Raw genomic sequence first — 16,081 nt, 5'->3', positions numbered from 1 at the left:
AGCTGCTGGACCGGCAGGTCGGCGCGGCGATGTCCGCGGTGAGCGCGGCGGCGAAGCGGGGGCTCGGCGACCCGGTCCTCGCCGAGCTGGTGATGATCCGCGCCTCCCAGCTCAACCACTGCGCGTTCTGCCTGGACATGCACCTCGAGGCCGCCCGGAAGAACGGCGAGTCGGAGGACCGCGTCCAGCTGCTGAACGCCTGGGAGGAGGCCGGGGACCTGTTCAGCGAGCGGGAGCGGGCCGCGCTGGCCCTGACCGAGGCGGTCACCGTGCTCACTGGGGGCACCTCCCAGACGAAGTCTGGGGGAGGCTTTGTGCCGGACGAGGTGTACGACCGGGCCGCCCGCCACTTCGAGGAGGCCGAGCTGGCCCACCTCATCGCTCTGATCACCGTCATCAACGGCTGGAACCGGATCATGGTCAGCCGTCGTACCGCACCAGGGGGTTACCAGCCATGAGCAAGGCCGACGAGTTCCGCGCGCTGCACCTGGGACGGGTCCCGGGGGATGCGCTGGTCCTGCCGGGTCCCTGGGACGCGGCGAGCGCGCGGGTCTTCGCCGAGGCCGGGTTCCCGGCGCTGGCCACGCCGAGCGCGGGCGTCGCCGCCAGTCTCGGCCACCAGGACGGGCAGACCCCGGCCGACGAGATGTTCGCGGCCGTCGCCCGGATCGCGCGGGCGGTGGACGTGCCGGTGTCGGCGGACGTCGAGGCCGGGTACGGGCTCGCGCCGAAGGAGCTGGTGGACCGGCTGCTGGAGGCCGGTGTCGTCGGCTGCAACCTGGAGGACTCCGTCGGGGGCGCCCTCAAGGACCCGCGGGAGCAGGCCGAGTTCCTCGCCGAGGTGCGCGCGGCGGCCGGCGACCGGCTGTTCGTCAACGCCCGCGTCGACGTCTTCGTGCACGGCGACGGCGACCCGGAGCGGGCCATCGAGCGTGCCGCGCTGTACGTGGCGGCGGGCGCCGACTGCGTGTACCCGATCCTGGCGCCGGCCGAGGTGCTGCCGCTGCTGCGGTCGGCCGTGCAGGGTCCGCTGAACGCGCTGGCCCGGCTGGACGGCAGCGGCCCCTCGCCCGCCGAACTCGGCGGGCTCGGGGCCACCCGGATCACCTTCGGGCCGGGCCTCCAGCGCAAGGCCGCGGCCGCGGTCCGGGAGATCGCGGCCGGACTGCTGGGCTGAGGGCGCTCAGGACAGCCACCGCTTCCAGGTGGAGGGGTGGCTGTCCACCCACTTCCGCGCCGCCTGCTCCGGGCTGAGCTTCTGGTCCGCGATCATCAGGGAGACCTGGTCCTGGTCCTCCGTCGTCCAGCGGAACTTCTTCAGGAAGGCCGCCGCCCGCCCGCCGGACTTCGCGAAGCCGGCGTTGAGGTACTTCTTGAGCGGGGTGTGCGGGTACGCGCAGGCGACCTTGGCCGCGTCCGCGTCGCAGCCCTCCTTGTACGGCGGCAGCTTCACCTCCGTCATGGGGACCTTCTTGAACAGCCACTGCGGCGCGTACCAGTAGGTCAGGAAGGGCTTCTTCTCCTTGGCGAACTGCTTGATCTGGGTGATCTGCGCCGCCTCGGAACCGGCGAAGACGACCTGGTAGTCCAGCTTCAGGTTCTGCACCAGGGCCTTGTCGTTGGTGACGTAGGACGGGGAGCCGTCCATCAGCTGGCCCTTGCCGCCGCTCTCCGCGGTGCGGAAGAGGGAGGCGTACTTGTTCAGGTTCCGCCAGTCGGTGATGTCGGGGTGCTGCCGGGCGAGATAGGTGGGCACGAACCAGCCGATGTGGCCGGTCACCCCGAGGCCGCCGCCGGACACGATCGTCTTCTTGTCCTGGACGTACCGCTTCTCCTGGTCCGGGTGGCCCCAGTCCTCCAGGAGCGCGTCCACCCGGCCCTGGCTCAGCGCGTCCCACGCGGGCACCTCGTCCACCTGGACGGTGTCCACGCGGTAGCCCAGCTTGTGCTCCAGGATGTACTGGGCGACGGCCACGTTGGACTGCGCGCCCACCCAGGACTGCACGGACAGGGTGACGGTCTTCGCGCCCTGAGCGTCGGCGAACGGGCTGGCCTGCTTGGTCATGTCGGCGGCACCGCAGCCGGTCAGCAGGAACAGCGCGGACACCGCGGCTGTCCCGACGGTCGTACGTACGCGCATGTCACGCTCCCTTCTTCGCGCGGCGCTCGGCCGGCTGGGTCACCCGGTCCAGCATCAGACCCAGGCAGACGATGGCGGCACCGGCCACCAGTCCGGTCGCGAGGTCGCCCTGGGCCAGGCCGAAGGCGACGTTGTAGCCGAGGGCGCCGCCGCCGACCAGGCCGCCGATGATGACCACGGCCAGCACCAGGACCACGCCCTGGTTGACGGCGAGCAGCAACGCCCGCCGGGCCAGCGGGAGTTGCACCTGCCACAGCTGCTGCCGGCCGGTCGCGCCGAGCGAGCGCGCGGACTCCAGCGCGGCCGGGTCGACCTGGCGCAGGCCCTGCGCGGTGATCCGTACGACGGCCGGGAGGGCGTAGACCACGGCGGCGGCCACGGCGGGTGCCCGGCCGACGCCGAACAGCGCCACCACCGGGATCAGGTACACGAACTGCGGCATCGTCTGGAGGACGTCCAGGACCGGGCGCAGGGCGCGTTCGACGCGGTCGCTGCGGGCGGCGGCGATGCCGGTCGCGAAGCCCAGGACCAGGGTGACGGCCACGGCCGCCAGCACCTGGGAGAGGGTGTCGAGCGAGGGCTCCCACACCCCGAGCACGCCGATCGCGGCCATGGCGAGGACGGCGGTCAGCGCGGTGCGCCAGGTGCCGATCAGCCAGGCCAGGGCGGCCACGATCAGCAGCACCGACCACCAGGGCAGCCACTGGAGGCCGTCGCGGACCGGGTCGAGCACCCAGGTGGTGAAGTGCCCCGCCCAGTCGGCCGTGCCGCCGACGACCGGGACGCCGGAGTAGAGGTGGCCGGTCATCCAGTCGACGGCGCGGTTGACCGGCTCGGCGATGTGCAGGGTCAGGCCGGCGGGCCAGTCCAGGGCGCCGAGCAGGCGGGCGGCCAGGGCCAGCGCCACGGTGACGGCCAGGACGTAGAGCCGGCCGATGGTCCTGGGGCGGGTGCCGCCGTCGCCCGCCGCCGCGGTCACCCGGTCGAGGACGATCGCGAGCAGCACGAGGGGGATGCCGGCCGCCAGGGCGGCGCCCACGTCCACCGAGGCGAGGGCCTGGTAGACGCGGTCGCCGAGACCGCCGGCGCCGATGACCGAGGCGATCACGGCCATGGACAGCGCCATCATGATCGTCTGGTTGAGGCCGAGCAGCAGCTCGCTGCGGGCCAGCGGGATCCGGGCGGTCAGCAGCCGCTGCCGGCGGGTGGCGCCGAGCGACTCCACGGCCTCCAGGACCTCGGGGTCGGCGCCGCGCAGGCCGAGCGCGGTGAGGCGGGCCATCGGCGGGGCGGCGTAGACGACGGTGGCGAGGACGGCCGCGGGGACGCCGATGCCGAAGACCAGGACGACGGGGAGCAGGTAGGCGAAGGCCGGGAGCACCTGCATGGTGTCCAGGACCGGGCGCAGGGCGCGGTGCAGGCGCTCGGAGAGGCCGCCCGCCAGGCCGAGGAGCGCGCCGACGAGCGCGGAGGCGAGGACGGCCACGACCATCAGCGCGAGGGTCTGCATGGTCGGCACCCACATGCCGAGGGTCCCGCAGGTCAGCAGCGCGACCGCGGTACCGGCGGCGAGCCGGGGCCCGGCCAGGCGCCAGGCGAGGAGGGCGGTGAAGGCGGTGACGCCGGTCCAGCCCGCGGCGAGGAGGGTGAGGTAGACGGCGCGGACGGAGAGGACGACCGCGTTGCTGACGTACCCGAAGAAGTAGAGGAAGAGGGGGTGGGTGTCGCGGTTGTCGATGACCCAGTTGCTGGCCGCGGCGAGGGGCTTGTCCAGGTGGACGGTGAGGTGCTGCGGCCAGGTGCCGCCGTGCAGGAGGGGGAGGAGTACGGCGGTGAGGAGCGCGAGCAGGAGGAGTTTGCCCGCGGCAGGGCTCTTCAGGACCCGGGGTGCGGCCGGGGCGGTCGGGAGACTGAGCGTTGCCATCAGACGGCCTCCGGGGTGCGCGGATTGGGCATGCGCGGGTCCACCCCGGCCACGACGTCCAGCAGCCGTTCGTGGTCCACGGTTCCCACGCAGTTGCCGTCCGCGAGCACGCAGGCCGGTGTGCCGAGGGTGGCCACCGTCCTGATCGCGTCCGCGACCACCGCGTCCGGAGCCAGCGCGCCCGGGTGCTCGGAGCCGCCGCAGCCGCCCCACTTCATCGCCGTACGGACCGTCAGCACCTGCTCGCGCGGGACGTCGCGGACGAACTCGCGGACGTAGTCGTCGGCCGGGGAGCCGACGATCTCCTCCGGGGTGCCCAGCTGGACCACCCGGCCGTCGCGCATCAGGGCGATCCGGTCGCCCAGCTTCAGCGCCTCACTGAGGTCGTGGGTGATGAAGACCATCGTGCGGCCCTCCTCGCGGTGCAGCCGGACCACCTCCTCCTGCATGTCGCGGCGGATGAGGGGGTCGAGGGCGCTGAACGGCTCGTCGAAGAGCAGCACCTCGGGGTCGACGGCCAGGGCCCGCGCCAGGCCGACGCGCTGGCGCTGGCCGCCGGACAGCTGGCCCGGGCGGCGCTGCTCCATGCCCTCCAGGCCCACCTTGGCGACGAACTCGGCGGCGCGCTCGCGCCGTTCGGCCTTCGCCACGCCCTGGATCTCCAGGCCGTAGGCGACGTTGTCCAGGACCGTGCGGTGCGGCAGCAGGCCGAAGTGCTGGAAGACCATCGCGGCGCGGTGGCGGCGCAGTTCGCGCAGCCGGGCGCGGTCCATCGCGCGGACGTCCTCGCCGTCGATGGCGATCGAGCCGGCGGTGGGTTCGATGAGCCGGGTCAGACAGCGCACCAGGGTGGACTTGCCGGAGCCGGACAGGCCCATCACCACGAAGACCTCGCCCTTGCGGACGTCGAAGGAGACATCGCGGACGGCGGCGGTGCAACCGGTGCGGGCGCGCAGCCCGGCGGGGTCGAGGGCGGCCAGCTCGGGGTCGGCGGGGACGCGCTCGGGCCGGGGGCCGAAGACCTTCCACAGGCCGGAGACCGAGAAGACGGGGGTACTACTACTCATCACGCACCGCCCCCGATCAGCTCGGCGGCTTTCTCCCCGACCATGAGCACCCCGATCATCGGGTTCACGGCGGTCATGGTCGGGAAGACGGAGGCGTCGGCGATCCGGATGCCGGACAGGCCGCGGATCCGCAACTCCGGGTCCACCACGGCGAGTTCGTCGTCCACTGCGCCCATCTTGCAGGTGCCCGCCGGGTGGTAGACGGTGTGCGCCACCTTGCGGGCGTACTCGCTGAGTTCGGCGTCGCCGACGATCTCCGGGCCGGGGCACACCTCGCGCTTGAGCCAGCCGGCCAGCGGTTCGGACCGGGCGATCTCGCGGGCGATGCGGATGCCGTCGACCAGGGTCCGGCCGTCGTAGTCGTCCTCGTCGGTGAAGTAGCGGAAGTCCAGGGCGGGCTTGACCGAGGGGTCGGCGCTGGTCAGGTAGAGGCGGCCGCGGCTCTTCGGCTTGGGGATGTTCGGGGTCATCGAGACGCCGTACGCCGGGCGTTCGTAGCCGAGGCGCTCGGGGTTGTCCGTGAACGGTATCTGGTAGAAGTGGAACATCAGGTCGGGGCCCGGGTTTCCGGGGTCGCGGCGGACGAACAGGCCCGCGTCGGAGTCCATCGCGGAGTTCTCCGGGATCGGCCCGTGGGTCTCCCAGACGATGACCGACTCGGGGTGGTCGAGCAGGTTCTCGCCGACGCCCGGCAGGTCCTGTACGACGGGGATGCCGAGCGCCTCCAGGTCCGCCCGGGGGCCGATGCCCGAGTGGAGCAGCAGCCGCGGCGAGTCGATGGCGCCGGCGCACAGCACGACCTCGCTCCGGGCCCGGATCAGCAGGTCCTCGCCGTCCTTGGTGCGCACCCGGACGCCCTCCGCGCGGCCCTGGTCGAACTCCAGCTTGTACGCCCAGGTCTCCAGCAGGAGCGTGAGGTTCGGGCGTTCGTCCAGCACCGGGTGGAGATAGGCCACCGAGGCGGAGGAGCGCTTGTTGTTCTCCGGGTGGTAGGCGAGGTCGAAGAAGCCGACGCCCTCGGTGAACGGCTTGCGGTTGAAGCCCTCGACGCGGGGTACCCCGAGAGCGGTCTGGGCGGCGTCGACGAAGTCGCGGGCGATGGCGTTCCGGTCCTTCTCGTCGACCGGGACGATGTTGTTCTTCAGACGGGCGAAGTAGGCCTCCATGGGGACGGCGCCCCAGCCCTTGGCGCCGGCGGCCTCCCACTCGTCCCAGTCGGAGGGCAGGGGCTTGAAGGCGATGAGGGTGTTGTGGGAGGAGCAGCCGCCGAGGACGCGGGCGCGGCTGTGCCGGATGTGGGAGTTGCCGCGTGGCTGCTCCACGGTGGGGTAGTCGTAGTCGAGTTCGCCGCCGAGCAGGCCCATCCAGCGGCGCAGGGTGAGGACGTCGTCGCGGCCGACGTCGCTGGGGCCGCCCTCGATGACGGCGACGGTGGTCTCGGGGTTCTCGGTGAGGCGGGAGGCGATGACCGAGCCCGCGGTGCCGCCGCCGATGACGACGTAGTCGTAGATCCGGGTGTGCTGGGACATGGGAGGGGTACTCCAGAGGGGGGTCAGGCGATCAGGCGTGACGGGGTGCGGTTCAGCCGGCGAACCAGCGGACGGGCTTCGGGGCGAGGTTCTGGTAGACGTGCTTGGTCTCGCGGTACTCGGCGAGTCCGGCGGGGCCGAGTTCGCGGCCCACTCCGCTCTTTCCGAAGCCGCCCCACTCCGCCTGCGGCAGATAGGGGTGGAAGTCGTTGATCCAGACGGTGCCGTGGCGCAGCCGGGCCGCGACCCGGCGGGCCCTGGAGGTGTCGGCGCTCCACACGGCGCCGGCCAGGCCGTACTCCGTGTCGTTGGCGAGGCGGACGGCCTCCTCCTCGGTGCGGAAGGTCTCGACGGTGAGCACCGGGCCGAAGACCTCCTCGCGGACGACCCGCATCTCGCGGTGGCAGTGGTCGAGGACGGTCGGCTCGTAGAAGTAGCCGGTGGCGGGACGGGTGGCGTCCGGTTCCGGGCGCTTGCCGCCGGTGCGCAGCACCGCGCCCTCGGCGAGGGCGGAGGCGACGTACGACTCCACCTTGGCGCGCTGCTGCTCCGAGACCAGCGGGCCGCACTCGACGCCGGGCTCGGTGCCCCGGCCGAGCCGGATCCGGCCGGCCCTGCGGGCGAGTTCGGCGACGAAGCGGTCCCGGACGGACTCCTCCACGATGAGGCGCCCGCCGGCCGAGCAGACCTGGCCGCTGTGGATGAAGGCCGCGTTGAGGGCCTGGTCGACGGCGGTGTCGAAGCCCTCGGCGGTGGCGCAGGCGTCGGCGAAGACCACGTTGGGGTTCTTGCCGCCGAGTTCGAGGGCGACCTTCTTCACGGTCGGGGCGGCGGCCTGGGCGACCTTGACGCCGCTGACCAGGCCGCCGGTGAAGGACACCAGGTCGACGCCCGGGTGTTCGGCGAGCCGGGCGCCGACGGTGTGGCCGGGTCCGGTGACGAGGTTGGCGACGCCGGCCGGCAGCCCGGCCTCGACCAGCAGTTCCAGCAGCGCGATGGTGGTCATGGGGGTGATCTCGCTGGGCTTGACCACGAAGGTGTTGCCGGCGGCGAGCGCCGGGGCGATCTTCCAGCTGGCCTGGAGGAGGGGGTAGTTCCAGGGGGTGATCAGCGCGCAGACACCGACCGGCTCGTGCACCACGGTGCTGTGGATGTCCGGCGAGCCGGCGTCGACCACCCGGCCGGGGGCCTCGGCGGCGACCAGGTCGGCGAAGTAGCGGAAGGCGTCGGCGACACAGTCGATGTCGACCCGGCCCTCCTCGGCGATCTTGCCCGCGTCCCGGCTCTCCAGCAGGCCGAGCGTCTCGCGGTCGCGTACGAGGAGATCGGCGACGCGGCGCAGCAGGGCGGCGCGGTCGGCGACCGGGGTGCGGGGCCAGGGCCCGTGGTCGAAGGCCTCGCGTGCGGCTGCCACGGCACGCTCGGCGTCCTTCTCGTCGCCCTCGGCGACCACGGCGAACGGCCGGGCGTCCGCCGGGTCGAGGATCTCCCGGGTCGCCCCGGAGATCGCTTCCAGCCACTCGCCTCCGGCGTGAATGGTCGCCTGGGCCTGTCGTTCCGTTCTGTCCGCCATGCTCCGTGTTGCCTTCCGTTCCTGTTCGGTTCCCCTCGGTCACACGCGTGACCCCTCGGGGACCGTGGCCGCCTGCCCCGGCCCGCAGAACGGCATGCGGAATCGGTGACCGAAAGTGTGCGGCGTCACGGAAAAACAGGAAGAAAAGCCGGGAAAACGGACACGTCCGGGCGGGAAGCAGTCGCCGGTACGTAGGCCACGAGCCCGCACGGCAAGGCCGTACGGGCTCGAAGTGCTGCCGGAGGCGGCGCGGGTCAGATGAGGCCGAGGCCGCGCACCGCGTCGCGCTCCTCCACCAGCTCCTGCACCGACGCGTCGATCCGCGCCCGCGAGAACTCGTTGATGTCCAGGCCCTGGACGATCTCGTACTTGCCGTCCTTGCAGGTGACCGGGAAGGAGGAGATCAGGCCCTCCGGGACGCCGTAGGAGCCGTCCGACGGGATGCCCATGGAGGTCCAGTCGCCCTCGGCGGTGCCGTTGACCCAGGTGTACACGTGGTCGATCGCGGCGTTGGCGGCGGAGGCGGCCGACGAGGCACCGCGGGCCTCGATGATCGCGGCACCGCGCTTGGCGACGGTCGGGATGAAGTCCTCGGCCAGCCACTTCTCGTCGTTCACGGTCTCGGCGGCGTTCTTGCCGGCGACCGTGGCGTGGAAGATGTCCGGGTACTGGGTGGCGGAGTGGTTGCCCCAGATCGTCAGGCGCTTGATGTCGGCGACCGTCGAGCCGGTCTTCTTCGCGAGCTGGGTGACCGCGCGGTTGTGGTCCAGACGGGTCATCGCGGTGAAGCGCTCGGCCGGGACGTCCGGCGCGGCGGCCTGCGCGATGAGCGCGTTGGTGTTGGCCGGGTTACCGACGACGAGGACCTTGATGTCGTCCGCGGCGTGGTCGTTGATGGCCTTGCCCTGCGGCTTGAAGATGCCGCCGTTGGCCTCCAGCAGGTCACCGCGCTCCATGCCCTTGGTGCGCGGCCGGGCGCCCACCAGCAGGGCCACGTTGGCGCCGTCGAAGGCGACGTTCGGGTCGTCCGTGATGTCGATGCCCTGGAGCAGCGGGAAGGCGCAGTCGTCCAGCTCCATGGCGGTGCCCTCGGCGGCCTTGAGCGCCGGGGTGATCTCCAGCAGGCGCAGCTTGACCGGCACGTCCGCGCCGAGCAGCTGGCCGGAGGCGATGCGGAAGAGCAGGGCGTAACCGATCTGGCCGGCCGCGCCGGTGACGGTGACGTTCACGGGAGTGCGGGTCATGGCGTTCTCCGTATGACAGCTGGCGGTGGGGCGTCACTGCCCCGGGCGGATGATCGATCTCTTGGCGTCAAGAGAGATCCAGCGGTCAGGCTATCGCGCATCCGGCATGCGAGACGGCCGGGGCGGTGTGGATCAGCCCACAGGGTCGGGCGGAGGGGGCCGGCGGGCATGCAAAAGGCGGCCGCCCGTCCGGGAGAGGTAGGGACGGAGGCGGCCGCCGTTGGGGGTACCGGCTCACCGGACTCCCGTGGGGGGATACCGTTCGCGTGCCCCGGATCCGGCCGTCCATGCATACGGATCCCGGGAATTCACCCGGATGCGCCCCCGGGCCGCTCCCCTCCCCCGCGGCGCGTCCTATTTCGTACAGCCCGTACGGCCGGAGGCGAGAGCGGCGCACGCGGTCGCCTCACCGGCGGACCGTACGGCGACCATCGGCGTGTAGGCGATCGCGTCGCCGACGGCGGTGATCCGCCCGGTCTCGTGGAGCCTGCCCGCAGAGATCCGGACCTGGTCGCCCTGGGTGGCGCCGGTGATCCGGCCCCAGGCCGCACCGCAGGCCTTGCTGTAGCGGACCTCCAGGACCGTGGAGCCGACGGCGGCGCTCCGGGCGGTGATCACCAGGTCGCCGGTGCAGCCCATGGTCTCCGGGTCCTTGCCGGTGCAGGCGGCGCCGGCGCACTTGACACCGGGCGCTGCGCTGACCTGCGTACGGGCGGTGGGGGCGGGCGACTTGGCGGTGTGCGCGTTCTTCGGCCCGCCGCCGTGGTCGGTGAAGAAGAAGACGGCGGCGATGACGGCGAGCGTGCCGACCAGGCCCGCGAGGAACATCGTCAGCCGCTGCCGGCGCTCGGTCCCTTCGGCGGCGGGCCGGGCGGCACCGGGAACGTCGGCAACCCCACCGGGAACACCGGCACCCGGAACACCGGCACCGGGAACGCCCGCGCCCGCAGCCGGGCGGGCAGTGGCTTTGGACGGGCCCCGGTATCCGGCCACGCCCCAGGAGTTGCCGCCCGAGCCGGCCCTGTCCGCCGGACCTGCCCCGCGGCCCCCGCCCTCCCGCGCCCCGGCCTCGGCGTCGGCGGCGGCGGCTCTGGCGTCTGCGTCTGCGGCCGTCGGCTGCGTCGGAATGGCCGGCGAGACGCCCGCCGGGCCGGCGACCCCCGGGAACGCGGTGGCGCCGCCGCGCGGACGGGCGGGCGGCCCGCCGGTCGCCTCCGCCGCGCCGAAGTCCCCGAGCGCCGCGCGGGCCTGGGAGATCCGGATCGCCTCCATGGTCCGGTCGTGCCGCATCTCCGACCGGCTCCAGGCGCGCTCGGCCAGCTCCCACATGGTGGTCAGATGGACCGGGCTGGTGCCGGTGACCTCCGCGAGCGCGACGATCGCCCCCTTGGGCGCGAGCAGCCGGCCGCCGAGATAGCGCTCCCAGGACGTCTTGCTGTAGCCCGTGCAGTCGGCCAGTGCCGCGATGCTCATGCCGCTGCGGTCGACGAGCCGCCGCAACTGGCTGGTGAACTCCTTGATCTGCGGATCCAGATCGTCCGGCAGGTCTTTCCAACGAGGCATCGCCACCCCCCACTTCCCCCGCTCAGTGCTACCCACAGAGATGTGTTGCCTAAGGATCCCAGTTCCCGGAGCGGGGGCGCACGGGAGCACGGGTCGCCTCGCTTCTGCACCCGGTGCTACGAGGTTTTCCCACCGGAAATGGCACGGGCTGACGGAAGTGACGGAGCACGGACACCGTGGCGGAACGGTCACTTCCGTGCCACAGCGCACGGACAGGCGTTGAACAGGCACTTCATGGCAGGAAAGGCTGACGGAGGACGGCGGTCCGTCCCTCTCGGGGGAGGGGACGGACCGCCGTATCCGCGCCATGCGCTGATCGTGAGGTGCGCTACCTGCTGATCGTGAAGTGCAGGGTGTCCTTCAGGAACGGGATCTGGAGCCACGGGCTGGGCTGGGCCATCATCGCGAGCAGGACGATCGCGAGGCCGAGGATCCCGTAGGTGGCGATGTCCGTGAAGCGGGAGCGGACGGCGAGCATGCCGACGCTGGGCAGCGTCCACCGCATCACCGCACCGGCCAGCAGGGCGGCGCCGATCAGCAGGGTGCCGACGCGGAACACGTCGAGCGCGGTCACCAGCAGCCCGATCGCCACCAGCCCGGTCACGGTGAGCATCGGCCACTGCCGCGCCGGGGCCGGCGCGGCACCGCCCGCGGCGCGTCCGCCGCCCTCGGGCCGCGCGGTGTCCCTGGTGATCCGCGGGAAGCGCCGGGTGGCGCGGGCGTCGCGCGCGGCCCGGCCGGCCGGCGCACCGGCCGCACCGTCGGCCGGCCGCCCCGCCGCCTGCTCAGCCGCCTGCTCAGCCGACACGGCGCTCCGCCGCCTCGACCACGTTGACCAGCAGCTGCGCCCGGGTCATCGGGCCCACCCCGCCGGGGTTCGGGGAGATCCAGCCGGCCACCTCGACGACGCCCGGGTGGACGTCACCCATGATCTTGCCCTCGGCGTTGCGGGACACCCCGACGTCCAGGACGGCCGCGCCCGGCTTGACGTCCTCGGCGCGGATCAGGTGCGGGGAGCCGGCGGCCGCGATGACGATGTCGGCCCGCTTCAGATGGGCGGACAGGTCACGGGTGCCGGTGTGGCACTGGGTCACGGTGGCGTTCTCGCTGCGCCGGGTGAGCAGCAGCGGCATCGGCCGGCCGATGGTCACGCCACGCCCCACGACCACGACCTCCGCGCCCTTGATCTCGACGCCGTGGGCGCGCAGCAGGGAGATGATGCCGTTGGGGGTGCAGGGCAGCGGCGCGGGCTCGTTGAGGACGAGCCGGCCGAGGTTCATGGGGTGCAGACCGTCGGCGTCCTTGGCCGGGTCCATCAGCTCCAGGATGCGGTTCTCGTCGATGCCCTTGGGCAGCGGCAGCTGGACGATGTAGCCGGTGCAGGCCGGGTCCTCGTTCAGCTCGCGGACGACCGCCTCGATCTCCTCCTGGGTGGCGGTGGCCGGCAGCTCGCGCTGGATGGAGGCGATGCCCACCTGCGCGCAGTCGCGGTGCTTGCCGGCGACGTACTTCTGGCTGCCGGGGTCGTCCCCGACCAGGATCGTGCCGAGGCCGGGCGTGACGCCCTTCTCCTTCAGCGCCGCCACGCGGGCGGTCAGATCGGACTTGATCGCGGCTGCGGTGGCCTTGCCATCGAGAATCTGGGCGGTCATGACCCCATCCTCGCGGATGACGGCCCCCCGGTTCCAATCCGGGTCCCCGAGGGCCGTACCCCTGCCCGGCCGGGTGACCGGACGATGTTGCACTTGCACAACTCCCCGGGCACCCGGCTGGACAAGCGACTATCCGGTCAAGAACGATGAGCAGAACAGTGCAGCGGGCAGCTCAACGGGGGGACGGACCGCATCTGTAGAACTCTCCTCCGTGCAGTGCCGCGCCTCGTCCCCGCACTTTGACCAACGGAGGAACACCGCCATGAGCTTCGGCGACCCGAACAACCCCTACGGGGCCCCGCAGGGCCAGCAGCCCGGCTACGGCTACCCGCAGCAGCCGCAGCAGCCCGGTTACGGCTACCCCGCCGCCCCCGCCTACCAGCAGCCCGGCTACCCGGGCGGGCCCATGGAGATGCCGGGGAGCGTGAAGGCGGCCCGGGTGTTCCTGTTCATCCTGGGCGGTTTCCAGGCGGTCGGCGGTGTGGTGATGTTCGCGGCCAGCGCCTGGTTCGCCAGCCGGTTCAAGGACCTCATGTCGTCCGAGAACAACGTCTCGTCGGCGGACGCGGACAAGGCTGCCAGCATCGGCGCCGGCGTGATCATCGTCTTCGGGGTGATCGTGCTCGCGTTCGCGCTCTGGGCGATCCTCACCGGCATGAAGTTCAGCAAGGGGCGCGGCGGCGTGCGCGTCTCCGCGATCATCTACGCCTCGCTCGTCACGCTGTTCAGCCTCCTCAGCCTGCTGGGCGCCAATGTCTTCGCGCTGCTCAGCCTGGTGCTCGGCATCCTGATCATCGTGTTCTGCGCCAACAGCAACGGCAGCTCCTGGTTCAACCGCCCGAACTACTGATCCGGCGCGCGGAACCGAACCCGCGCGCCCCGCGGAACGGTTCACGCCAATCCACCTCAAGGGCCGTGTCTCACCCGCTCAGGGGAGACACGGCCCTGGTGTGTTCGCCCTAGTCTGGCCCGGTAGCCGTCAGGCACCCGTCAGGCACGGGAGACGCACCTTGTACAGCATCATCGTCGTACCTCCGCCGACCCCGGAGGACCCACACCGGCGCGAGCGCCTCCGGCTGGCCCCCGGCGAGCGCCTCACCTTCGGCCGGGCGGCCGGCAACGACCTGACGATCCCGCACGACGGGGTCTCCCGCCGGGCCGGCGAGCTGGGCGCCCAGGGGGCGTTCTGGATACTGAGCAACCTCTCCGCACGGCAGACGTACGTCGTGGAGAACCCGGAGGGCGCCGGCGAGCACATCAAGGTCGGTCCCGGCCGGCTCGACGCCCCGGTCCCGTTCGAGTTCTCCCGGATCGTGCTGCCCGCCGCCGGTGACCTGCTGGCGCTGGAGGTGTGGGCGCCGCGCCACGACTATCTGCGCGACGGGGCCGGGGCGGACGGCGACACCACCGCGCCCGCCTTCTCCGTCGACCGCACCACACGCTACTTCGCCGTCCTGGCCGCGCTGTGCGAACCGCGGCTGCGCGGCGACCCGCACGCCCCGCTGCCCACCGTCGACCAGGTCGTGGACCGGCTGCGCCCCGCCTGGCCGGCCGCCTCGCGCACCTCGGTGCAGTGGAACATCGACTACCTGGCCGTGAAGCTGCGCCTCAAACCCGGCCCGGAGGAGGCGGAGCAGGGGCCGCGGCTGAACGGCAAGAAGGAGTCCCTGGTCTCCCTCGCGCTCCGCTTCGACCTCGTCCGGGAGGACGACCTGGCCGTCCTGGCCGGGACCGGTACGGCCGGCCGGGCACCCCGGTGACCGAGCCGTACGCCGTACCCGTGCCCCGGGGCTACCGGGTCGGCGTCTGGGAGGTACGCGAGCCCATCGCGACGGGCGCCTTCGGCAGTGTGTACGTCGGCCGGCGCACCGGCGGCTCCCCGGAGCTGCCCCGCACCGCCGCCCTGAAGTTCCTGCCGACCGGCACCGGAACCCCGCGCCAGCTGACCCACCTGCGCGAACTCGTCGAGCGCGAGATCGCGCTGCTGGGCCGGCTCCGGCAGCCCCGGCTGATCCGGATGTACGAGACGCTGGTCGTCGACGACCCGGACCACCCGGCGCTCGACGGCGCGACGGTCCTCGTCCTGGAACGCGCCGCGGGCTCCCTGGCCACCCTGCTCGCGGCCGAGCCCCGCCCGGCGGCCGGTCCCGCGCTGCTCGCCCAGATCTGCGCGGGCCTGACCCAGCTGCACGGCGCGGGCTGGGTGCACGGTGATCTGAAACCGGCCAACGTCCTGCTCATGCCGGACGGTTCGGCCCGGCTCGCCGACTTCAACATGGCCGCGGAACTCGAGGGCACCCACGCCTACACCCCCGCCTTCTCCACCCCCGACTACACCCCGCCCGAGCTGCTCTGGTCCGAGATCGGCGAACGCGGCCGCCGGATCCGTCCCTCCGCCGACGTCTGGGCGTACGGCGTCCTCGCCCACCTGGTGCTGACCGGCTCCTTCCCGCTCCCCGGGGGCACCCCGTCGGCCCGCCGGGACGCGGCCGTCGCCTACGCCCGCGGCACCGACGAACTCCGTCTGTCCCCCGAACTCCCCACCGTCTGGCGGGACATCGTCCGCGACTGCCTGGCCCGCACCCACGCCACCCGCGTCACCACACAGGCCCTGTCCCGCCGGGTGGCAGCCGCCTCCGGTACGACCCCCACCCCCCGCCTGCGCCGCCGTCCCCGCATCGCCCTGGCCGCGGTGTCGGCCACCCTCACCGCCACGCTGGCCTGGACCTGGGCCACCCGGCCGGACGCCGCCCCCGGCCACCACGGCCCCACCCCGACCGCCCTCGCCTCCTACGGCTCGGCGGAACTCCGCACCGACAGGGGCGTTCCCGTCGCCTACCGCAAACTCATCGTGGACGCCGCGCACTTCTGCTCCCGGCGCGCGGTCACCCCCGCGCTGATCGCCGCGATGCTGAAGGCGGAGAGCGGCTTCGACCCGAACCTCTCCGACCCGGAGAACCAGGAGTTCGGCATCGCCCGCTGGACGCCGGGCGTACTGCGCTGGTGGATGAACGACAACGGCATCCCCGCGCCCTCCACCCCCGCCCCGCCCCTGTCCCCCTCCCTCTCCATCCCCGCGATGGGCCGCTACCTCTGCTTCATCGACCCCCGTCTCAAGCCGGGCCTGCCCGGCGACAAGCCCCTGCTGATCGCCGCGGCCTACCGGACGTCGTACGCGAAAGTGAACGCCGCTCACGGAATCCCCCCTCGCTGGCGCGCCTACTGCACCCGGGTCGCCCACTACCTCAAGGAGTACACACCGCCGGCCCCCAGCTCACCCTCGGACATCCGAGGTACCCCTCCCCCGGAACGGCTGCGACGCTGAAGTCACTTCGCCCCGCGGTGACCACGCCGGGGCGGAGCGACCGACACCGCACAACCGTTCACAA

The 16,081-nt window shown here is 72.6% G+C and carries 14 protein-coding genes; 5 read left to right on the top strand and 9 right to left on the bottom strand.

From position 1 onward, the window contains the following. Positions 1–29 precede the first annotated feature (29 nt). On the top strand, positions 30–458 hold the full coding sequence (locus tag ACZ5CZ_RS23525; protein WP_385843569.1) for a carboxymuconolactone decarboxylase family protein: 429 nt from the start codon (positions 30–32) through the stop codon (positions 456–458). Next, the gene (locus ACZ5CZ_RS23520; protein ID WP_385843475.1) at positions 455–1,177 is read left to right on the top strand and encodes an isocitrate lyase/PEP mutase family protein; all 723 of its coding nucleotides are present in this window, start codon (positions 455–457) and stop codon (positions 1,175–1,177) included. Before ACZ5CZ_RS23525 ends, ACZ5CZ_RS23520 begins: the two co-directional genes overlap by 4 nt. A gap of 6 nt (positions 1,178–1,183) precedes the next feature. On the opposite strand, the gene ACZ5CZ_RS23515 is transcribed toward ACZ5CZ_RS23520, so the two are convergent. The 9 genes from ACZ5CZ_RS23515 to ACZ5CZ_RS23475 all read right to left on the bottom strand — a co-directional run bounded on the left by ACZ5CZ_RS23515 (position 1,184) and on the right by ACZ5CZ_RS23475 (position 12,692). Further along, positions 1,184–2,140 carry an ABC transporter substrate-binding protein gene (locus ACZ5CZ_RS23515; RefSeq protein WP_468945665.1) on the bottom strand — a complete coding sequence of 319 codons (957 nt, stop codon included), beginning with the start codon at positions 2,138–2,140 and terminating at the stop codon, positions 1,184–1,186. A 1-nt stretch (position 2,141) separates the two neighbouring features. Next, positions 2,142–4,064: an ABC transporter permease gene (locus ACZ5CZ_RS23510; protein ID WP_468945663.1), complete on the bottom strand. Its 1,923-nt coding sequence runs from the start codon at positions 4,062–4,064 to the stop codon at positions 2,142–2,144. After that, complete coding sequence (locus tag ACZ5CZ_RS23505) at positions 4,064–5,131, bottom strand: quaternary amine ABC transporter ATP-binding protein (protein WP_468945661.1); 1,068 nt, start codon at positions 5,129–5,131, stop codon at positions 4,064–4,066. The genes ACZ5CZ_RS23510 and ACZ5CZ_RS23505 overlap by 1 nt, the downstream gene beginning before the upstream one ends. After that, a complete protein-coding gene (locus ACZ5CZ_RS23500) occupies positions 5,131–6,660 on the bottom strand; it encodes a GMC family oxidoreductase (protein ID WP_468945658.1) in 1,530 nt (509 codons plus the stop codon). Before ACZ5CZ_RS23500 ends, ACZ5CZ_RS23505 begins: the two co-directional genes overlap by 1 nt. 52 nt (positions 6,661–6,712) lie before the next feature. After that, the gene (locus ACZ5CZ_RS23495) at positions 6,713–8,233 is read right to left on the bottom strand and encodes an aldehyde dehydrogenase family protein (RefSeq protein WP_468945655.1); all 1,521 of its coding nucleotides are present in this window, start codon (positions 8,231–8,233) and stop codon (positions 6,713–6,715) included. Between the two features lie 254 nt (positions 8,234–8,487). Further along, positions 8,488–9,477, bottom strand: a complete 990-nt coding sequence (locus tag ACZ5CZ_RS23490) for a malate dehydrogenase (RefSeq protein WP_467545990.1) — start codon at positions 9,475–9,477, stop codon at positions 8,488–8,490. A gap of 354 nt (positions 9,478–9,831) precedes the next feature. Then, on the bottom strand, positions 9,832–11,040 hold the full coding sequence (locus ACZ5CZ_RS23485; RefSeq protein ID WP_468945652.1) for a helix-turn-helix domain-containing protein: 1,209 nt from the start codon (positions 11,038–11,040) through the stop codon (positions 9,832–9,834). Positions 11,041–11,368: 328 nt separating this feature from the next. Then, a complete protein-coding gene (locus ACZ5CZ_RS23480; protein ID WP_467545994.1) occupies positions 11,369–11,848 on the bottom strand; it encodes a DUF3017 domain-containing protein in 480 nt (159 codons plus the stop codon). Next, complete coding sequence (locus ACZ5CZ_RS23475; RefSeq protein WP_468945650.1) at positions 11,838–12,692, bottom strand: bifunctional methylenetetrahydrofolate dehydrogenase/methenyltetrahydrofolate cyclohydrolase; 855 nt, start codon at positions 12,690–12,692, stop codon at positions 11,838–11,840. The genes ACZ5CZ_RS23480 and ACZ5CZ_RS23475 overlap by 11 nt, the downstream gene beginning before the upstream one ends. Before the next feature lie 262 nt (positions 12,693–12,954). On the opposite strand from ACZ5CZ_RS23475, the gene ACZ5CZ_RS23470 reads away from it, so the two are divergent. The 3 genes from ACZ5CZ_RS23470 (at position 12,955) to ACZ5CZ_RS23460 (ending at position 16,017) form a co-directional block, all read left to right on the top strand. Further along, positions 12,955–13,542, top strand: a complete 588-nt coding sequence (locus ACZ5CZ_RS23470) for a hypothetical protein (protein WP_385843463.1) — start codon at positions 12,955–12,957, stop codon at positions 13,540–13,542. A gap of 160 nt (positions 13,543–13,702) precedes the next feature. Beyond that, a complete protein-coding gene (locus tag ACZ5CZ_RS23465; RefSeq protein ID WP_385843462.1) occupies positions 13,703–14,452 on the top strand; it encodes an FHA domain-containing protein in 750 nt (249 codons plus the stop codon). After that, complete coding sequence (locus ACZ5CZ_RS23460) at positions 14,449–16,017, top strand: protein kinase domain-containing protein (protein WP_468945646.1); 1,569 nt, start codon at positions 14,449–14,451, stop codon at positions 16,015–16,017. The genes ACZ5CZ_RS23465 and ACZ5CZ_RS23460 overlap by 4 nt, the downstream gene beginning before the upstream one ends. Positions 16,018–16,081: the final 64 nt, after the last annotated feature.

This window comes from Streptomyces sp. NPDC031418 (assembly GCF_055581605.1).
This window is presented reverse-complemented; position numbering and strand designations above follow the sequence as displayed.